The organism is Psychrobacter sp. PG1 (genome assembly GCF_014897815.1).
Lineage (GTDB): Bacteria > Pseudomonadota > Gammaproteobacteria > Pseudomonadales > Moraxellaceae > Psychrobacter.
Genome location: NZ_JABUZG010000040.1, coordinates 1 through 20,134, shown reverse-complemented (window position 1 = coordinate 20,134; position 20,134 = coordinate 1). Strand labels below are relative to the sequence as shown.

Genomic DNA, 20,134 nt, shown 5'->3' with positions numbered 1-20,134 from the left:
CAAGTAAATCACTCTCCGATATAGTCGGGGCGGTTCAGGTTGGTGATAATATCCTAACAGAATATAGTGAGATAGAAGCTTACATAGCTCAATCAGATGAAATAGACCTAGACTTATAGAAGGCTCTCGATTTAGATGTAACACACATTCTAGATTCCGATAACCCATTTTATTTTAAGCTAAAACTATCAATTGGAAATAAACATGGCCGCCAAAACTGTCACGATAGAAAGCAAAGATTATGTCTTTAACACCCTCAAAGAAGCACAGAAATACTATGATGCCATCGTAAAAGAGCTTTACAATGCAAAACTTACCCTGACAAAGGGTCAGGACTTTGAAGATTTAAAGTGGATATACACCACTTACTGCAGTTATACCAATCATAATGTCGATCGATTGAAAGAATCTGACATCGTTGGCTTTAAAGGAATCAGCACAGTACAACAAAAAGGTGGACAATATATCCCCACAGAATGTGCTGCAGTTATTTTCTCTGACGGTACTAAAGAAGAGTTTTTCACTGATAAAGCCATCAAAGAGATCGCACTCAAGCAAAATCCACGCTAATTTGGGCTTATTAAGTAGCTAAAATAGCTTTAAACGCTTTTTTTTGAATATTTATGCATTATTTTTAAAATAGTAGTTGACAAGACTGCCGCTCTTGCATAAAATACGCACACTCTTAGCGAGGGGCTATAGCTCAGTTGGTAGAGCACTTGCATGGCATGCAAGGGGTCAACGGTTCGACTCCGTTTAGCTCCACCATACTATTTATTGCAACGCTCAGTACTACTGAAACGTAATCATAAATACTCGCTAGTAGGACGATATCAGCACCTAGGCAATGCTTATTTATTAAGCTATCTGATATTGTGAAATACCGTTGTAACCATTGGTTATAACACTCTATGCGTCCCCATCGTCTAGAGGCCTAGGACACCGCCCTTTCACGGCGGTAACGGGGGTTCGAATCCCCCTGGGGACGCCACTATTCGGCGTCACTTATTAGCACTTTTGCTTAGCATCAGATTAGACTAGTAAGCGAACAATAAAAAAGCCCAGTCATCATACGGTGACTGGGCTTTTTTATGTCTATTGGTTTTGTTATATCCAGTTCATTATAGTTTGGATAAGCTGAAATTAATATATCAACGATCATAACAAGAGACAAACTCTCTAATCGCCCAGCCCCAATGCCTGTATTCGCCCTTGTAATAGCCTTCTAAATATACCCACGGACGATTTTTATTATCATAAGTAGTATCTGTGACATACACCTCGCGATCATTACGCAGCTTATTAATAATCTTGCCATTAGGCTCGTCGCGAATGTTTAGTGGAGTACCCGTCGGATCTGTTACTTTGCAAACTCTCTCGGCATGCGCGGCATTTATCCCAACAGTCGTGGCCAAAACAGATACAGCAATGGTATAAGCCAAACGTTTCATCTCAAATCCTTATTATCAACAAATGTCTTATTAATCTCTGATATCTTATCAGAGTTCACATTGCGGTATCTGTGATTTTATAAGATATTTACGTTTTATTGATTTCGATAAAGACTGAAGCCATAACCATGCTGAATAGTTTTTAATATCAGTATTTATTGAATGATTTATTCTATTGCCAACCCGTAAGATCCTCGCTACCATCAATCCTATAAGGATTTTATAGAATGTATAAATACTTTATAACATACAAATTTTTAGGCTTAACACAAGGACGTTTTAACCATGTTCGGGATTGAGAATTATCTAGGGTTTATCATGGCAGCTATCTTGTTAAACCTGACCCCAGGCACGGATAGCATGTACATCATTACCCGTAGTATTTCGCAGGGGCAAACGGCAGGGTTTTATTCTGTGTTGGGTATTACTTCAGGCATTCTGGTGCATACGCTGTTGGCTTCGCTAGGATTGTCCGTGTTGCTGGCTAACTCCCCTACGGCATTTATGCTCGTAAAATATATTGGTGCCAGCTATTTGTGCTATCTAGGCGTCAAAATGCTCATAAGTAAACAACCGCCTTTGATAGCCGCGAGTTTGCAGGATGACGAGAAGCCAAAGCCCGTTCAGCCTTTAGATCACTGGCAAATATATAAGCAAGGTGTGCTCACTAATACCTTTAATCCAAAAGTTGCATTATTCTTTTTGGCGTTCTTCCCTCAGTTTATCGATGCCAGTTATGCTTATAGCATGGTGTCGTTCGTCATTTTAGGACTGACCTTTGCTGTCACTGGCTTTATATGGTGCTTGTGCTTAGCATTATTGGCGTCAAAATTCAGTGAAAACCTGAGAAAAAAACCCTCTATCGAAGCCATTTTAAACAAGATAAGCGGTGTGGTATTTATTGGCTTGGGAATTAGGCTATTGACTGAGAAAGGTTGAAAACATTGGAATAAATAGCAGAGGAAATAATCATGAACGATGATACTAAGCAAAAAATCACTTTATTACTTGAAGAGTTAATTAATACTCCATGCTCAGAGTCAAGGCAAGTAGCAATAAAGCATGAACTAGACAAACTGTCTCCTGACCCATTTTGGAGTGACTATATATTTTGGAGTGAGGAATATGTAAACGAAGACTTAAGTATCAATTATGAGAAATTTTTTGATAAAATTTCTGAGTATCCAAATTCTCATGAGTATAAAACAAAAAGTCGCATTTTAGAGTTGGCACAAAAACTTGTTATTAGAGATTTCTCTGAAATTAGTGAAGTTGATATCGTAAATGAAATCAATGAACTGTCTCCTGATATCAGTTGGACGAATTATCTTTTTGTCGATAAGACCTGCTTAAACAATGACGGCAGCATCGATAAAGAAGCATTCTTAAATAAAATATTTAAGGAGAGCTGGAATGAAAACTTTAGATAGATCATTGGAATAGATTTTCAGATACGTGTTTCCCTTTTCCCAGATAATAAAAAAGCCCAATCCCCTAGTTCGACTGGGAATGGGCTTTTTATCATACTAAGCTCAATTGACTATTACGCTGCGTTTTTACTGTCTGCAGCTAGTTGACGTAATACATAGTGCAATACGCCGCCATGACGCACGTATTCGCGTTCTTTTGGCGTCTGCAGCATGACATTGACATCAAAGCTCTCAGTTGAGCCATCAGCACGTGTGGCCGTAACCTTGGCGGTTTTACTTTCACCATTATTGAGACCGGTGATGCTAAGTACCTCAGAACCGTCTAGGTTATAAGTCTCTGCATTTTCACCGTCTTTAAAGGTCAATGGCAACACGCCCATGCCGACTAGGTTTGAGCGGTGAATACGCTCAAAAGAGCTGGTCAATACTGCTTTTACACCGAGCAAAATCGTACCCTTCGCGGCCCAGTCACGACTAGAGCCAGAACCATATTCTGCTCCGCCAAGTACCACGAGCGGACGCTTATCTTCTTTATACTTCATCGCTGCGTCATAGATGGCCATTTCTTCGCCGTCTTTTAGCGTAGCGCTATCGCCGCTGAAGTAATAAGTGTAGCCGCCCTCTTTACCACCCATCATGGTATTTTTGATACGGATGTTGGCAAAAGTACCGCGAGTCATGACCGCATCGTTACCACGGCGTGAGCCATAGCTGTTGAAATCGGCTTCCATCACACCGCGCTCTTGCAGGTACTTACCTGCCGGCGAGCCTGCATCGATGTTACCGGCTGGTGAGATATGGTCAGTGGTGATCGAATCGCCGAATAGACCCAAGATGCGCGCGCCTTCGATATCGAGGATACCTTCTGGCTCCATGGTCATACCATCAAAGAACGGTGGGTTCTTAATGTACGTAGACTCTTCGCTCCATGGATACAACTGGCTGTCGGCTGAACTAATGGCGTTCCATGCTTTACTACCGTCAAACACTTCACCGTAGTTTTTGCGGAACATATCCGCATCGATATTATTAGCAATCAACTCATTAATCTCATCCGACGTTGGCCAGATGTCTTTTAGATAAACGTCATTGCCGTCTTGATCCTGACCTAGCGGATGGGTTGTCATATCGATATCGACGGTACCTGCCAGCGCATAAGCAACGACAAGCGGTGGTGACGCTAAGTAGCTGGCTTTCACATGTGAGTGAATGCGACCTTCAAAGTTACGGTTACCTGATAGCACGGCAGCAGCGACCAAGTCGTTCTCCTCAATGCCTTGCTCAATACTCTCAAGCAATGGTCCTGAGTTACCAATACATGTCGTACAGCCATAACCAACCAAATAGAAGCCTGTTTTTTCCAACTCATCCATCAGCTTGGTTTTTTCAAGATAATCGGTGACGACTTTTGAACCAGGTGCCAGCGAAGTCTTGACCCATGGCTTGGCTTTTAGACCTTTAGCAGCGGCTTTTTTCGCCACTAGGCCTGCACCAATCATTACCGCAGGGTTTGATGTGTTGGTACATGAGGTGATCGCTGCGATGACGACTGAACCATCACGCAATTTATGGCTTGTATCATTAATATTGACGTCAGAGTAAACGTTAGGCTTAGCATACAGTCTATCCGCTTGCTCTTGCTCGCCGCCTTCTTGGTCGAAGCGTACTTTACCTGCAACTTCTGACTTGCGATCTTTGGTCATTTTTTCTAAAGTTTCGCCAAACTTTTCGTGCATATCAGATAAGTTGATACGCTGTTGTGGCAAGTTCGGACCGGCAAGGGCTGGCTGTACCGATGATAAATCCAACTCTAGCTTACTTGAGTAAGTCGCAGCTGGCGTATCGGCATCATGCCATAAGCCTTGCGCCTTGGCATACTTTTCGACCAACTCAATCTGACTTTCTTCACGACCTGATAGACGCAAATAATCAATCGCCATTTGGTCAATCGGGAAAATACCACAGGTTGCCCCATATTCTGGTGACATATTGGCAATCGTCGCACGATCCGCCAGTGGCATACTGTGTAAGCCTTCGCCATAAAACTCAACGAATTTACCAACCACACCATGCGCACGCAGCATTTCAACCACGCGCAATACCAAATCCGTCGCAGTGACGCCTTCGGTGAGTTTGCCTTTTAGCTCAAAGCCGACCACTTGTGGAATCAGCATTGATGACGGTTGACCAAGCATTGCCGCTTCCGCTTCAATACCGCCGACACCCCAACCAAGCACGCCAATACCATTAATCATCGTCGTGTGGCTGTCAGTACCAAATACCGTATCAGGATAAGCCGTCAGCTCACTTTTACCATCAACATTGACATCAGCAGCCATTACAACACGAGCTAAGTATTCAAGGTTAACCTGATGCACGATACCAGTGGCTGGTGGTACGACCACAAAGTTTTTAAACGCATTACGACCCCAATGCAGGAATTCATAACGTTCATTATTACGTTTAAATTCAATTTTTTCGTTCAAGTCTAGTGCATCTTCTCGGCCATAAGCATCAACTTGTACAGAGTGATCGACGACCAATTCACTCGGGATAAAGGGGTTAATTTGCTCAGCTTTACCGCCAAGCTCAACCACGGCATCACGCATGGCTGCCAAATCGACAACTGACGGCACACCAGTAAAGTCTTGCAGGACTACACGGGCTGGCATAAAGGCGATCTCTTTTGACGCTTCTGCGCCTGCGTCCCAGTTGGCAACGGCTTCGATGTGGTTTTTGCCGACAGATTGACCATCATCTTCATTACGTAATAGGTTTTCTAAGACGATTTTCATACAAAATGGCAATTTGCTGATGTGCTCAAAAGTTTCAGTCAGCTTTGGCAAACTGTAATAGGCATGTTCCTTGCCATCGACCGTAATAGTGTCTTTTACATTAAAAATATCACTCATGGTAGCTTCCTTATCGTTGTTATAGATCCTAAGCCCAAACGGTTATAGGTTTATGCTTAGGATTGGTGGCTAGATAGATGATTGTACGAGTTGTATTCAAAATCATTATTATTTGACACAGTAGAATATAAAGTTGAGTTAACAAAATAGCTAAGCGACTCTTTAGGACTTAACAATAACGCTCTTTTACCATAACAAAACGGCGGCGCTTTGTTAACGTCTAGACGTTGTCAAATCGTGGCATAATCGTAAACGTAACAAGGGTTTAACGTTCTATTATTAAGTATCAATATATTTTCCAAAGACATATTAGAATCAAAGGTAATGGGTAAACCAGTCGCTGCATACGAGCCTTATCTCTTAGACGTTTGGCTGCGCTATGCTATTATGGTGCGCTTTTTTACCGCTAGGCAAACGCCTCGAAACAATCGTTTCGCGCGCTACTTATTGATGAGTTTTTATGGCAAATTTTAACACCCACCTGAATGTTGCATTCATGGTCAGTGGTACGCTCAGTTTGACAGTTTATAAAGCGGGATTGATTGATGATTCGGGGTTTTTAGTTTGCGTGGCGCTCGGCACTATCGGTGGGCTACTTCCCGATTTGGATTCTGATAACTCCACACCGATTAAACTTGGGTTTAATATTACTTCGTTTATTTTTGCCTTTGGTTTGGTCATGCATTGGCGCAGTGAGCTGAGTTTGCTCGCCCTGATTGCATTATGGCTGGCAGGCTACGGCTTTATGCGTTATGTGGTTTTCTCTATTTTTACCAACATGACCGTGCATCGCGGCGTGATTCACTCCGTGCCTTATATGGCAATTTTGGGTTTGGGGCTGACTTATTTAAGCTACTACGTTTTGCACCTCCCATTAACGGCAAGTTGGTTTTACGGTTTATTTTTATTCGGTGGAGCGCTAGTGCATTTGACATTGGACGAGCTATATAGTGTTAACTTATCGAATATGAAAATGAAGCGCTCATCAGGTACAGCGATGAAGTTTTATCAGCCTAAAGATAAGTGGTGGTATTTATTGCTATATACACTGCTCGCCATGTTGGTCTATTTTGCCCCACCGTTTGATGCATTTTGGCAGCAGCTGCGTGACCCAGCACCATGGGCACAGCTAAAAGTTGGCATATTGCCAGAACTGATAAAAAGCATGCTGCGATAAAGATACGGTAAAGCAGTAAAACCCAAGCGAAAATGAGAATAAAACATGCAACCTAATCTACACGTTTGCCCTTGCCAAATTCATCCATCATCAAGCGCTATCAGCTCACCACTACTGTATAAAGATTGCTGTCAGCCTTATCATGAGGCTGTTTATAATGATGCTCTTTATAATGGTAAGGTTGGCAAAGCAGAGGGTATAAAAGCGGAGACAGCCGAACGTCTTATGCGCACGCGCTATAGTGCGTTTGTGTTGATTAGGCCAGAATATATCGTCAAGACCACTCTACCTGCACAGCAAAACTTGTTGGATATTAACGCGATTGAATCGTGGGCAAAAGAGACAAATTGGGCAGGATTAGAAATCGTAGCGCACACGCCAAAGCTAGGCAAACGCCATGCGCAAGTTGAGTTTAAGGCTTATTTCAAGCCAACTAATAATGCAAGTAATTTAGAAGAGAAAGTGCAGGCGCATCATGAATTGTCTGCCTTTGTGAAGGTGACAGACAAAATCAATAATGAGGCGCGTTGGTACTTTTTGGATCCGACCGTCACTATGAACGTCACGCAGAAACAGCCGTGTATTTGCGGGTCGGGTGAGAAGTTTAAGCGGTGTTGTGGCGCTTATATCTAACTGATATTTAGTCAATATTAGATATTTTATAACTTCTAAACACTCGCCCCAACCGCACGTGCTACCGCAATCCCTTCATCAATCGTCAAAAACTTCCGCTGACTTGGGCTGTCTTTATAAATAACATCACCATCTTGGAATATCAGACATTCATTGACGGCTAACTGTTGCCATTTTTCATTTTCAGTCAATGGCACTGTCACTAGTATCGTCACTTTATCGGTATCTGTCGTCACATCGCCAAAGTTAATGGCTAAATCATCATCTGCCAACTTCGCCTCGCCAAACGGCGCTTGACGCGTGAGATAAAACAATAAACTCCCCGCATAAGCCAATTGCCAGCTACCATTTGATATCAAGCAATTAAACAACCCATTGGCAGATAAATAACGACATTGGGTGGTCAAAAAATTAAACAGCGTTTGGTCATCAGGACGCGATTTAAAGCTGCTTTTCAAACGATTAACAAGGTAGCAAAACGCCATCTCAGAATCGGTTGAACCGACTGGTTGGCAATGTGAGGCGTTGCCGTTGTCTTGCAAGCGCTGACAGCGTTTGATAAATTCGCTATTCATTTGTCCATTGTGCGCAAATACCCACTGCTCGCCCCACACTTCACGGACAAATGGATGGGTATTGGCCAAGCAATTTTGCCCTTGGGTCGCTTTACGGATATGAGCGATAACATTCATAGCTTTGATTGGATAATTATTAACCAAATCAGCCACGGGCGATAAATGGCTTGGTTTATTATCATGGAACAAACGCAAACCAGTTGAAGCATGCTCTGCTTTGTCATTAACTGCACACTTACTACGCTCAAAAAATGCAATACCAAAGCCGTCTTCATGGCTATCGGTCATGCCACCGCGGCGACGAAACCCTGCAAAGCTAAAACCAATATCGGTTGGGGTATTACAGTTCATTCCTAGGAGTTGACACATTTATACTTTACCGCCGTTATTGTCATCTTGTGCAGGATTTAAAGTAGGGTTAATTTTGGCTGCTGACGTTTCATCAAACACCTCATAAGGCGTTGCCCCATCGGTGTCAATATTCGCCAAAATGCGTTTGGCGTGCGCCAAATCAGTATCCTGTACCCACAGCACAATCCCAGAATTCATACCGGGCATTGCGCTCAGCGGTTGCAGAGACACCGTAATACCATTGTTACGAAGCAAATTAGCATGTAACTCACCTTGCATATTGGTGTCGTAGCGTGCCAGTTTGTGCCAGTTATCAACTTGATCGGTCATGATAAATTCCTTTTAAATATTTATAAATATAACTCGTTGCTATCATTCTATTAGCAACCGAAACCTTGTGACCAATTAATTTGATTTAACGGATAAGCATCAATATGAAAACCGTTTGGATAATCTTTAAAGCCAGATTGTGATTTTAATTGCTCAATAGCAGCTTGTGCTTGTTGCTCAGTCGCAAACACACCGATTATCTTAAAATCTTCGACATCGTTATCTTTATTATCGTCTTTATAACGCGCATGCTCTAGTACAAACACTGTACTTTGCGCTTTTTCAACATGTGACCAATGATAAGCAGCAAGGCGTTTCATCAGGTCAGGATTTTTGACCATGATGTTATCGCCCGTACGACCTTCGGTACGGTTATAGTGAATAACGTTTAAACGTAATAGCCAAAAAATCACCGCCGCTTTGGCGAGCATCACTGGTAAGGCTCGTTTTTCATCTTCACCGAGCATACGTTTCGACTCATAGCCTTGCAAGAAAGCCGCCATTTTGCTGCGGTCAAAATTCACCGACTCACCTTGCTCAGCATCGTCCCACGTGGTACAAAAGTCATTAATGGTAATGGCAATATCCATCACATAATGCTCGACGCTAACTTCGGTAAAGTCTAACAACCCAGTCAGACGCGCTTCACTTTTTTGGCTATTATTTAACGATAAGTTCCATAGCGTGTTATCAGCAAACATGTCTAAATGACATAAGCCTTTTGGCAAAGTGGCAAGCGGCAAATCCGTATAAGACTGCCAAATATCACTCATCAATTTGGCTTCGTCGCTTGGCATAAACTGCCTTTCACGGTCACGCACCTCATTCCATGGATACAGCGGCACACCGTATTGCTCAGCAGGTTGCAGCTGCTGTAACGTCTCATGCAATACCGCCAGCGACGCGCCAATCTCATGACACATCGCTTGCGTGGTCTGCTGTGGATGCGCGCCTAATAAACAAGGCACCACAGTAATGGCTTTATCATCGTAGCGTATGACATAGCATTTTTCGGCACTATCAACGAGTGACAATGGTGCTGCTACCGGTAATTTACCATTTAATTGATTTAAGATAACCGCCATTTTTTCGATGTCTTTTGGTGGACGCTCTTCAAATAAGGTAAACACGTAAGAATGTTCGCCCTCTACATCGTCCGTCGTTTGAATAAACCAGTTAGAGTTTTTGATACCTTGGGTAATCGGAATGGCGCGCGCAAATGACACGCCAAAACGTTGGCAGAAGGTAGCAAATTGATCATCGGTTAACTGGGTATAGACGGACATAAACTTCCCTTTAATAATGGTATTTAATAATAACGTATAGTGAATGATTTTTAGGCGTCATTATACCGAAAATTTACTTGCAAGCTCTTAGCAATCTCATATGATGACACCATTTATATAGACATCTGTAAACTTATAGACTAAGTTTTAGTAAATAAAAATAAACCATAAAAGAGCTTCATGAAAAATTTTACGATCAAGCCTTTAGCCCTTCTCATTATCATATCAGTTGTGGGTTGTGGCAGTAAGATCAAAGTAGCTCCTAATGAGCTACCCGATGCTTACTTGAATGAACCTTACAGTGTAGATTTGCAAATAATTAATGATTCTACGCCCTTTATAGAGGACTCTTTATACTTTAATACGTCTTCTGCTAATTTTGAAATTACTACAGACCTTAAGACCTATCAACACGGAGGACTCAATTTAACAATAAAAGGGACGCCAACTTCATTACAACCAGTTGATGTTATTCTATCAGGCACTACATATGGGACAAATCTTCCAGGCTCAAGATTTGAAAAAAAGTATAAGATAAATATTAAGCCAGTTCCTAATTACAAGGAACAAGTCTACTTAGATGAACAGAAAAAGACTTTTGAGAATAGTAAAGAGAGAGTTTTTAGAGTCACTACAACTTACTACTCTGACGAAGGCCAATTTATTTATATTGAGGATCAAAGCGCAAAAAATTATGTATTAGCGCTTGAATATGATAAAGGTAACTATTTAGAAGTTATGAAAGGCAATAAGATATTACTCTCTATCATACCAACTAGTGAGTTTAATGCTATATCTGTTAGTCCTAGCGATATTACAATTATTAATTAGTCCAGATTATCACGATATAGACTTTTTAATTTTGTTAGAATGCATGGATAAACTATTGCGTAAATTTTATTACGTTAATTTAATAAATAAGTGAGGCGGCATGTTAGCAAAGCGTATCATCCCTTGTTTGGACGTTGATAATGGTCGTGTGGTCAAAGGCGTGCAATTTGTCGATATTAAAGACGCAGGCGATCCCGTTGAAGTAGCGAAACGCTACAATGAACAAGGTGCCGACGAGATTACTTTTTTGGACATTACCGCCACCAATGACGAGCGCGATACCACTTATCATACGGTTGAACGCATGGCAGAAACAGTGTTCGTGCCATTAACCGTTGGCGGCGGCGTGCGTAAAATTGCCGATATTCGTAATCTGCTCAATGCAGGCGCGGATAAAGTAGCGATTAACTCAGCAGCGGTATTTACCCCTGAGTTCGTTGGTGAAGCGGCGCAAAAATTTGGTAATCAATGTATCGTCGTCGCTATCGACGCCAAGCGCGTTGCTGATATTAAGGTTGATGGCATTATTATGCCACGTTGGGAAATATTTACCCACGGCGGTCGTAAGCCAACCGGTATTGATGCCGTCGCTTGGGCAAGCAAAATGAGCGATCTTGGCGCTGGTGAATTATTAGTCACTTCAATGGATGGTGATGGTACCAAAAAGGGCTACGACTTGGCACTCATGAAGCAAATCACTAGCCGTGTAAATGTACCTGTTATCGCATCAGGCGGCGTCGGTAATCTACAACATTTAGCCGAAGGCGTGTTAGAAGGTGGCGTCGATGCCGTCCTTGCTGCCAGTATTTTTCACTTTGGTGAGTATAGTATTCAAGAGGCCAAAGAATATATGGCAGCGCAAGGCATAAAAATGCGTTTGTAAGACGTTGGTAAAATACAAATATAGCAGCAAAAAATGTTATCATAGCGCTAACTGCTTATTATCATTTGGTTTTCGTTCATTTAATGCCATATTTATCCGACAATTAGTCAGATAAATAAGTCGTTTGAACCTAGCAATATATTTAGATTCCTAATACTTAGATTCTTATACTTCTATTAATAGCCCATTCGGCAAAGGATTTTTTATGTCAAATTTACAACAGCAGCGTAATGACGTGACCCATATTGATGGCAATTTGCACCAGAATGAAGACGTGCGTGTCGGTATCGTCGTCGCTCGCTTTAACGGTTTTGTCGTTGAATCATTGGTTGATGGCGCAATTGACGCATTACTTCGTCATGGCGTCTTGGGTAGCAACATCACCGTAATCCGTGTACCAGGTGCGTTTGAGTTGCCATTGGTTGCCCAGCGCGCTGCTGAATCTGACCGCTTTGACGCTATTGTTGCTTTAGGCGCGATTATCCGTGGTAGCACGCCGCATTTTGACTTTGTCGCTAGCGAATCAGCAAAAGGCTTAAGCAACGTTGCAACGGATTATAATATTCCAGTAGCAAACGGTGTATTGACTACCGACAGTATCGAACAAGCGATTGAGCGTGCTGGCACGAAAGCGGGTAACAAAGGCTCAGAAGCGGCCATGGTTGTAATAGAAATGCTTGCGGTACTATCACAGTTAGATATTGAAGATGACAGTGAAGATGCTTAATCAAGCCGTCATTTGATAGGCTGTTTGTTATTTAATGAGCGCTGTGGTTCTTATGAGCTTTCGTTTTTATCGAGAGCCACAGCGTCAGTGTTACAAAGACTGTTACCAAGTACGCTACAAAACTTGACTGGCAAAGCCTGCCAGCTAACTACTATTTAACATTTTATTTTAAAACTTTTATCTTAAAAACTTTTTATCTTAGCAACTAGGTATAGACCCCCTATGACTGACCAACTCAAGCGCGCTATCAGCGCTGCGAAAACCGCCCAAACCAATGATAAACAAGCTGAAGCCACGCGCATCGCGAGCAGCAGTGCGGGTGATCAAATCTTCGATATGAGTGAGTCTTCTTACAAGACCAGTCACACCGCTATCCGTAAAGCACGACGCTTTGCGATGCAAGGTCTATACGAATGGCTCGTCACTGACCGCCGCTTCGATATCGATGGTAAGCTTGGCTGGAAAGACAATGCCCCACACGATATCGCTGCTCGTACCCGCGCGACCAATGCCATGCATACCGTACATATTGGCTATTATCATGAAATGATGCGTGACATCCCAGAGCAGATCGAGGCGCTAGATATCCTTATCTCCCAGCATCTTGACCGTGAAATCGATAAATTGGACACCGTTGAACACGCTATTCTTTTGATTGGTGCTTACGAGCTACAAAACCGCTTAGAAATTCCTTATAAAGTGGTACTTGACGAAGCGATGAAGCTGAATAATCACTTTGGCGCTACTGACGCGCATAAATTGATTAATGCCGTCCTTGATAAAATGGCAGTTGAGCTACGTGCTATTGAAGTAGAAGCAGATAGCAAAGCCAATTTACGCACCTCACAAAAAGCGGCTGCTAAACCTGCAATAAAAGCTGATACCAATGCAGAAAATAATGCCGATATAGAAGATAGTGCTGATACAGCTGCCATTGAAGAAAAATCAACTGCTTCAAACAAGCCTCGTATCAGTGCCAATAATGCTACCGTCAAACGCAATAGTGCTAGTAAAGCTACTGCCCATATTAGTGACTTTAAAGCGAGCAAAAAAGCGATTGAAACAGACCGCACTGATGCAGACAGCAAAGACTAATCATGAATGAGTTTGAGCTGATTGAGCGTATATTCTCCCAAATGCAAGCTGCGCAGTCATTGTCTAGCAGTGTTGACAAAGGCATTGTCGAAAAAGGCATTGGTGATGATGCGGCGGTGATGAGCTTGCCTGCAGGTGCGCGCTTGGTCAGCTGTATTGATACACTGGTTCAAGGTCGACACTTTAGCGCTGACTGGGAGCAAATAAGTAAGCTGGCATTTACCATTGGTTATAAAGCCGTAGCTGTTAATGTCTCAGATATTGCCGCTATGGGTGCAACTCCGCATAGTATTCTACTGGCGTTAGCTTTGCCTGAGCGCTTGGCAAATGAGCACTGGTTAAGTGAATTTGCTAAAGGCTTATTTCATGCTTGCCAGCTATTTGGGGTGACGCTGATTGGTGGTGATACCACGCGCAGCGACAATTTAGTTCTTAGTGTCAGCGCGCAAGGGTTACTCACCAAAGAGACGCCAGCCGTCTACCGTTCAGGCGCGCAAGTTGGCGACAAACTTTATGTCTCAGGGTCGCTTGGAGATGCCGCTTATGCGCTACAGCATCCTGATACTGCTATCGGTATTGAGCTTGCGCATCGTCTACATATGCCAACGCCACGTATTGCACTGGGCGCAGAACTAGCCAAACTTGGTGCGACGGCAATGATAGATATCTCTGATGGTCTGTATCAGGATCTTGGTCATATCTGTGAGCAAAGCGCTGTTAGCATGCGCATTCATCTTGATCAGCTACCTACTAGCAAAACATTGGCAAACGCTGAGTTAACTGAGCGCTTGTTGTGCCAGCTGACTGGCGGTGATGATTATGAATTGGCTTTTACTTTGCCTGCTCATATTGAACCACCTGTCAATGACAGTAGCAGCACGCCTGTTACCTGTATCGGCGAAGTCATAACCGTAAATGAGCCAGATGCTACCAAAAATTTACCACCAGAGCTTTTTTATCAAGGACAGCCAATCACACCTACCCATCCCGCCCCCTTTACCACTTGGCCCAATCTGACGGGTTACCAACATTTTGCAGGTTAACCCATGATTGATCACAACCTATCTAAGCCTGATATCCGCAAAGCCAATGATTGCCCGCCTCTTCCTATCGATGCCAATATGCTTGACCGCGTAGTTTATTGGCTTGGGTTGGGTTTAGGTAGTGGTCTGCCTCGCCGTGCACCCGGTACTTGGGGCACGATTGGTGGCTTAATCGTCGCGATACCATTGCTAAGCTTAGGGTTCGTACCATTTTTGATTATTACCATTCTCTCTTGTGTGATTGGTAGTTGGATATGCGGTCTTACCTCAGAGCTAATGGGTGGTCATGATAACCCGCATATCGTCTGGGATGAATGGGCAGGCATGTGGCTTACCCTACTGCCGCTATCTTATATGGGTATCGCTGACGGCAATTTTTGGCAAAATATCGCCCAAACCTCTTCTATTGTTGCCATTATTATCGCCTTTATATTGTTCCGCTTTTTTGACATTATTAAGCCACCACCGATTGGCTGGGCAGATAAAAAAGTCGCGGGCGGCCTAGGTATCATGCTTGATGACATCATCGCAGGTATCATGGCAGCAGCCGTTTGGATCATTATTTATACCACCATCCTTTAATTGTTAAATTAGCCTCGCTTTTATATAAGCGACGGTCTTTCATAACCGATTGTCGTTTATAGTCCATCATTTTTTTAACTCTCCCACTTTTTTAGTAATGCGTTTGTGACGATAGCCAATTTATCAGCAAGCTACCAGTAAATGGTAAGCCCATGACAAGCAACGTAAGTTACAAAGATGTCACGACATAGCGTTTTGGTTAAATAGCTATTTACGCTATAATCCAACCCTATATTTTGTTACATTTGTAGGCTATTATGACATCTCCTCTTTCGGTAATTATCCTCGCTGCGGGCAAAGGCACGCGTATGCAGTCGGCTAAGCCAAAAGTGCTACAGACATTGGCTGGTAAGTCGTTATTGGGTCATGTCCTTGATACGTGTCATCAATTAACGGTTGACGACACTATTATTGTTCATGGTTTTGGTGGCGAGCAAGTCCAAGCAGATATCAATGCTCAATATGCGCATCTGCCTATTACTTGGGTTGCTCAGACTGAGCAATTAGGTACTGGACATGCGGTAAAAGTGACCCTGTCGGAATTACCCAAAGAAGGGCAAAGCCTGATTCTCTATGGTGATGTGCCATTAGTCAGCTGCCAGACATTAGCAACGCTACAAGCGGCTAACACCGAGGGCATGTCGATGTTGACGTTGACCGTAGACAACCCTTTTGGTCTCGGTCGTATCAAACGTGATAAAGACGGCAATATCGAAGCCATCGTCGAGCAAAAAGATGCCAGCGCCGATGAGCAGAAAATCCAAGAGATTAATAGCGGTATTTACTGCGTCGATAATGCGTTATTACATAAATACCTACCAAAGCTGTCTAATGACAATGCGCAGCAAGAATACTACCTGACGGATATCGTTAAAATGGCGGTCGCTGAAGGCATTAATATTGTCGCGATTGAGCCTGAGCATACCTTTGAGATTGAAGGCGTCAATAACCGCCAACAACTTGCTAGCTTAGAGCGCACTTGGCAAGGCAAATTAGTTGCAGACCTGCAAGAAGCCGGTGTACAGTTCGCTGATCCAAGTCGCGTTGATATTCGCGGTAACTTGACTGCGGGTCAAGATGTGTTTGTCGATGTTGGTGTGGTATTCGAGGGTGATTGTGTCTTAGGTGACAATGTTTATATCGAAGTGGGCTGTGTCATCAAAAACGCCCACATTGGTAATGCCTGCCACATAAAACCTTATTGCGTGATTGATCGCGCTGAGATTGGGGCAGGTGTTGATGTTGGTCCTTTCGCCCATTTGCGTCCTGAAACCGTACTGTCTGATAACAGTAAAGTTGGTAATTTCGTCGAGATTAAAAAATCAACGGTCGGTCATGGTAGCAAGGTTAATCACTTGAGTTATATCGGTGATGCGACCATTGGTACAGATGTCAATGTCGGTGCAGGCGTCATTACTTGTAATTATGATGGTGTCAATAAATCACAAACCCTTATTGAAGACAATGCCTTCATTGGTTCGAACTCAAGTTTAGTGGCACCTGTGACTATTGGTGATACCGCTACGGTTGCCGCAGGTTCAGTGATTACTAAAGACGTCGACAGTAAAGCATTAGCCTTTGGACGGGCACGACAAACTCAGAAAAACGACTTTCAGCGCCCGACCAAAAAGTCAAAATAGCAATGGTCAATCACCAGCATTTTGACTAATGTCTATTGAAGTAATACTAAGCAGCATGACAATTTTTGTGATGCTGCTTCCTTATATTTATAACGTCAAAATTGTTAGTATAAAAGCTCTGCCAGTATGGACTTCTATTATTTATTGACTGAACATTATCGCCTCTCAAAGCATTTGAGCGGTTAAGCATTGAAACATTGAAGCCTTTAAAAATCAAAACATGAAACATCGAATTTAAGGAATAGTTATGTGTGGAATCGTTGGAGCAGTCGCTGAGCGTAATATCGCTAGTATCTTACTTGAGGGTCTTAAGCGTCTAGAATACCGTGGTTATGATTCTGCCGGTCTGACCGTCATTCGTGATGGCGAACTCCATCGCGAGCGCCAAGTGGGTAAAGTGCAAGCATTGGTCGATGCTGTGGCCGTCAATCCTGAATTTTTCAATGGTCATATTGGTATTGCGCATACACGCTGGGCAACCCATGGCGAGCCTGCACAGCGTAATGCCCATCCGCACGTATCAGGCAAGATTGCTGTAGTACATAACGGTATCGTTGAAAACTATGCCGAATTAAAAGAAGAATTGATTGCTAAAGGTTACGTATTTACGTCGCAGACCGATACCGAAGTCGTCGCTCATCTAATCAATGATATCTACAAAACCACACCTGATTTACTAGAGGCGGTTCGTGCCGTTATTCCGTTATTACATGGCGCATTTGCCCTTGGTATTCTACATATCGACTGCCCAGAAGAGCTGATTACTGTTCGTTTGGGCTCTCCACTGGTGATTGGTGTGGGTATTGGTGAGAATTTTATTGCTTCTGATCAATTAGCCCTACTACCGGTCACCAATCGCTTTATGTACCTAGAAGAAGGTGATATCGCCAAATTGACGCGCAGTAGCATTCAGGTTTATGCCGATGGTGTCGAAGTAAAACGTCAGATACATGAAATTGATGCGGCGCAGCACAATGCGGATAAAGGTGAATTTAAGCATTATATGCTCAAAGAAATCTATGAGCAGCCAGACGCGGTTGCCCGTACTGTTGAGATGGCTGTAGATAGCGATGAGCCATCTAAACTGCGCGATGATTTTTTACAGCGTCATGAAGCGCAATTAAAAGGCATTAAGCATGTTCAAGTCATCGCTTGTGGTACCAGTTACCACTCAGGCTTGGTCGCAAAATATTGGTTTGAGAGCCTTATTCGTGTGCCTTGTTCCGTTGAAGTCGCTAGCGAATTTCGCTATCGCAATCCTGTCGTCATCGATAACACACTTGTCATTTGTATTTCTCAATCTGGCGAAACGGCAGACACGTTATCGGCGCTACGTGATATTCAAAAGCACACGCCAGCAGGTCTAGTTAGCTTAGCATTATGCAACGTACCGACATCGTCTTTGGTACGTGAGACGGATATCTTTTTACCAACGCTTGCCGGCCCCGAGATTGGTGTTGCTTCTACCAAAGCATTCACCACTCAGCTCGCCGCTTTAATGCTATTGGTCTTAAAAGTGGGTGTCGTTCAGGAGCGCATGACTGGCGAAAACCTGAGTACCTTGCTTGGTAAATTGCAAGAGCTACGTGGTCAACTACATGCCAGCTTAAACCTCGATGCGCCTATCAAAGCCATGAGTGAGCATTTTGAGTATAAAAAGAGCTGCTTGTTCTTAGGTCGTGGTTTGCAGTTTCCAATAGCGCTAGAAGGCGCGTTAAAGCTGAAAGAAATCTCTTATATCCACGCTGAAGGTTATGCGGCAGGCGAGCTGAAACACGGTCCATTGGCCTTGGTCGATAAAGACATGCCCATCGTCGTACTAGCGCCAAAAGACAGCATGTTTGATAAGCTAAAAGCCAACATGCAAGAGGTACACGCGCGTCATGGTGAGCTGTTCGTTTTTGCCAGTGAAGAAAGCAAGATGGTTGCAGAAGATAGAATGCACGTGGTTTATGTGCCTGATGTGTGCGAGACGCTTGCCCCTATCGTCTATAGCGTACCCGTACAGCTGTTGTCATATCATGTCGCCGTAATGCGCGGTACTGATGTCGATCAGCCACGTAACCTCGCAAAATCAGTGACTGTTGAGTAATATAAGCATTTGATTTTATTATTAATAAATTTATTTTTACACCGAGTCCTTCGCTATCTGGTACGAATAAGATAGCGAAGGATTTTTTTGTGAATAACGAATAGAAAAATGTCAGTAATTTATATAATTCAATCACTTATATAATTACTGTATCTACAGTATGGACAATGAGAACATGGATATCGAAAGCGGCACCGCCAATCAAATCGCTAGTCAAATAGAAATAATCTATGAAGATGAATTTCTGGTGGCAATTAATAAAGAGGCTGGTCTATTGGTGCATCGCAGTTGGCTGGATAAAGGCGAGACGCGCTTTGCCATGCAACTCACCCGTGATGCGGTAGGTTGTCATGTATTTCCGGTGCACCGGTTAGACAAGCCTACGTCAGGCGTATTATTGTTTGCCAAGAGCTCAGCCGTGGCGCGCAGCCTTGGCGAGGCTTTTACTGAACACAAAGTTACCAAGCAGTATTTAGCCGTGGTGCGCGGCTATATGCCAGAACAAGGCACCGTTGATTATGCGTTGAGCTTTCAGCCCGATGCCATCGCCGATAAGTTTGCCGATTTGGACAAACCCGCTCAAGAGGCGGTGACCCATTGGCAAAGTTTGGCACAAATCGAGCTACCATTTGCCGTATCAAAAAAGCATGACACGAGCCGCTATAGTCTTGTGCGCTTGACACCCGAGACTGGGCGTAAGCATCAGCTGCGTCGGCACATGCGACATGTATTCCATCATATCGTGGGTGATACCAGCCACGGCGATATCCGTCACACACGATTTTTTCGTACTCACTATGACTGTACGCGTATGCTGCTGCATGCTCAAACGTTAGCGCTTAGCCACCCCGTCACTGGTGAGCCATTATTGCTAAAAGCTAAGTTAGATGACCAATGGATGCGTATCTTAGAAGAGTTTTCTTGGGTAGACAGCGCTAAAGATTAAACAGCGTAGGTTTTATCTTAGATAGTCATATCAAAGAAGTCGACATACTGATGCTAGATATGAAGGTTCGGTACCCTAGTGAGGACTTGAACCTTCGGCTATGAGCTTTTGGATTTTTATTTTTATTTTTATTTTTATTTTTATTTTTAT

19 protein-coding genes and 2 tRNA genes are annotated in these 20,134 nt (G+C 43.2%); 16 read left to right on the top strand and 5 right to left on the bottom strand.

All coding sequences use genetic code 11. From position 1 onward, the window contains the following. Nucleotides 1–204: 204 nt before the first annotated feature. The 3 genes from INT03_RS03120 (at nucleotide 205) to INT03_RS03110 (ending at nucleotide 991) form a co-directional block, all read left to right on the top strand. Nucleotides 205–570, top strand: a complete 366-nt coding sequence (locus INT03_RS03120; protein ID WP_193007545.1) for a hypothetical protein — start codon at nucleotides 205–207, stop codon at nucleotides 568–570. A 122-nt stretch (nucleotides 571–692) separates the two neighbouring features. Then, nucleotides 693–768 (top strand) — tRNA-Ala (locus INT03_RS03115). A 147-nt stretch (nucleotides 769–915) separates the two neighbouring features. Continuing rightward, nucleotides 916–991: transfer RNA gene (locus INT03_RS03110), tRNA-Glu, on the top strand. 160 nt (nucleotides 992–1,151) lie between these two features. On the opposite strand, the gene INT03_RS03105 is transcribed toward INT03_RS03110, so the two are convergent. After that, on the bottom strand, nucleotides 1,152–1,451 hold the full coding sequence (locus INT03_RS03105; RefSeq protein ID WP_193007544.1) for an SH3 domain-containing protein: 300 nt from the start codon (nucleotides 1,449–1,451) through the stop codon (nucleotides 1,152–1,154). Nucleotides 1,452–1,736: 285 nt separating this feature from the next. Here INT03_RS03105 and INT03_RS03100 point away from each other — a divergent pair, with 285 nt between their 5' ends. Both INT03_RS03100 and INT03_RS03095 read left to right on the top strand, forming a co-directional pair. Further along, on the top strand, nucleotides 1,737–2,390 hold the full coding sequence (locus INT03_RS03100) for a LysE family translocator (RefSeq protein ID WP_193007543.1): 654 nt from the start codon (nucleotides 1,737–1,739) through the stop codon (nucleotides 2,388–2,390). 32 nt (nucleotides 2,391–2,422) lie between these two features. Beyond that, complete coding sequence (locus tag INT03_RS03095; protein WP_193007542.1) at nucleotides 2,423–2,881, top strand: hypothetical protein; 459 nt, start codon at nucleotides 2,423–2,425, stop codon at nucleotides 2,879–2,881. 113 nt (nucleotides 2,882–2,994) lie between these two features. On the opposite strand, the gene acnA is transcribed toward INT03_RS03095, so the two are convergent. Then, a complete protein-coding gene (gene acnA, locus INT03_RS03090; protein ID WP_193007541.1) occupies nucleotides 2,995–5,793 on the bottom strand; it encodes an aconitate hydratase AcnA in 2,799 nt (932 codons plus the stop codon). Between the two features lie 460 nt (nucleotides 5,794–6,253). On the opposite strand from acnA, the gene INT03_RS03085 reads away from it, so the two are divergent. Together INT03_RS03085 and INT03_RS03080 are read left to right on the top strand one after the other, a co-directional pair. After that, nucleotides 6,254–6,970, top strand: coding sequence for a metal-dependent hydrolase (locus tag INT03_RS03085; RefSeq protein ID WP_193007540.1), 717 nt, complete (start codon nucleotides 6,254–6,256; stop codon nucleotides 6,968–6,970). Between the two features lie 45 nt (nucleotides 6,971–7,015). Continuing rightward, on the top strand, nucleotides 7,016–7,603 hold the full coding sequence (locus INT03_RS03080) for a YchJ family protein (protein WP_193007539.1): 588 nt from the start codon (nucleotides 7,016–7,018) through the stop codon (nucleotides 7,601–7,603). A 35-nt stretch (nucleotides 7,604–7,638) separates the two neighbouring features. Here the strand turns inward: INT03_RS03080 and INT03_RS03075 are convergent, their stop codons facing one another. The 3 genes from INT03_RS03075 to INT03_RS03065 are packed head-to-tail and all read right to left on the bottom strand — an operon-like array spanning nucleotide 7,639 to nucleotide 10,145. Further along, entirely contained in the window at nucleotides 7,639–8,547 is a 909-nt protein-coding gene (locus INT03_RS03075) for a class II glutamine amidotransferase (RefSeq protein WP_193007538.1), read from the bottom strand. Then, nucleotides 8,548–8,859 carry a putative signal transducing protein gene (locus INT03_RS03070; RefSeq protein WP_226950328.1) on the bottom strand — a complete coding sequence of 104 codons (312 nt, stop codon included), beginning with the start codon at nucleotides 8,857–8,859 and terminating at the stop codon, nucleotides 8,548–8,550. Nucleotides 8,860–8,909: 50 nt separating this feature from the next. After that, nucleotides 8,910–10,145 carry a homoserine kinase gene (locus tag INT03_RS03065; protein ID WP_193007537.1) on the bottom strand — a complete coding sequence of 412 codons (1,236 nt, stop codon included), beginning with the start codon at nucleotides 10,143–10,145 and terminating at the stop codon, nucleotides 8,910–8,912. A 180-nt stretch (nucleotides 10,146–10,325) separates the two neighbouring features. Between INT03_RS03065 and INT03_RS03060 the strand changes: the two genes are divergently transcribed. The 9 genes from INT03_RS03060 (at nucleotide 10,326) to truC (ending at nucleotide 19,984) form a co-directional block, all read left to right on the top strand. Then, complete coding sequence (locus INT03_RS03060) at nucleotides 10,326–10,976, top strand: hypothetical protein (RefSeq protein ID WP_193007536.1); 651 nt, start codon at nucleotides 10,326–10,328, stop codon at nucleotides 10,974–10,976. 100 nt (nucleotides 10,977–11,076) lie between these two features. Beyond that, nucleotides 11,077–11,859, top strand: coding sequence for an imidazole glycerol phosphate synthase subunit HisF (gene hisF, locus INT03_RS03055; RefSeq protein ID WP_193007535.1), 783 nt, complete (start codon nucleotides 11,077–11,079; stop codon nucleotides 11,857–11,859). 205 nt (nucleotides 11,860–12,064) lie between these two features. Then, nucleotides 12,065–12,586: a 6,7-dimethyl-8-ribityllumazine synthase gene (gene ribE / locus INT03_RS03050; protein ID WP_193007534.1), complete on the top strand. Its 522-nt coding sequence runs from the start codon at nucleotides 12,065–12,067 to the stop codon at nucleotides 12,584–12,586. Between the two features lie 222 nt (nucleotides 12,587–12,808). After that, nucleotides 12,809–13,681, top strand: coding sequence for a transcription antitermination factor NusB (nusB, locus tag INT03_RS14900; protein WP_226950329.1), 873 nt, complete (start codon nucleotides 12,809–12,811; stop codon nucleotides 13,679–13,681). A gap of 2 nt (nucleotides 13,682–13,683) precedes the next feature. Beyond that, nucleotides 13,684–14,724 carry a thiamine-phosphate kinase gene (gene thiL, locus INT03_RS03040; protein ID WP_193007533.1) on the top strand — a complete coding sequence of 347 codons (1,041 nt, stop codon included), beginning with the start codon at nucleotides 13,684–13,686 and terminating at the stop codon, nucleotides 14,722–14,724. 3 nt (nucleotides 14,725–14,727) lie between these two features. Beyond that, nucleotides 14,728–15,306: a phosphatidylglycerophosphatase A gene (locus INT03_RS03035; RefSeq protein ID WP_193007532.1), complete on the top strand. Its 579-nt coding sequence runs from the start codon at nucleotides 14,728–14,730 to the stop codon at nucleotides 15,304–15,306. A 257-nt stretch (nucleotides 15,307–15,563) separates the two neighbouring features. Next, nucleotides 15,564–16,946 (top strand): bifunctional UDP-N-acetylglucosamine diphosphorylase/glucosamine-1-phosphate N-acetyltransferase GlmU, encoded by a 1,383-nt coding sequence (gene glmU, locus INT03_RS03030; protein ID WP_193007531.1) that lies wholly within the window; start codon nucleotides 15,564–15,566, stop codon nucleotides 16,944–16,946. A 247-nt stretch (nucleotides 16,947–17,193) separates the two neighbouring features. Next, on the top strand, nucleotides 17,194–19,038 hold the full coding sequence (gene glmS, locus INT03_RS03025) for a glutamine--fructose-6-phosphate transaminase (isomerizing) (protein WP_193007530.1): 1,845 nt from the start codon (nucleotides 17,194–17,196) through the stop codon (nucleotides 19,036–19,038). Nucleotides 19,039–19,213: 175 nt separating this feature from the next. Continuing rightward, on the top strand, nucleotides 19,214–19,984 hold the full coding sequence (truC, locus tag INT03_RS03020; protein ID WP_087815064.1) for a tRNA pseudouridine(65) synthase TruC: 771 nt from the start codon (nucleotides 19,214–19,216) through the stop codon (nucleotides 19,982–19,984). Nucleotides 19,985–20,134 lie beyond the last annotated feature (150 nt).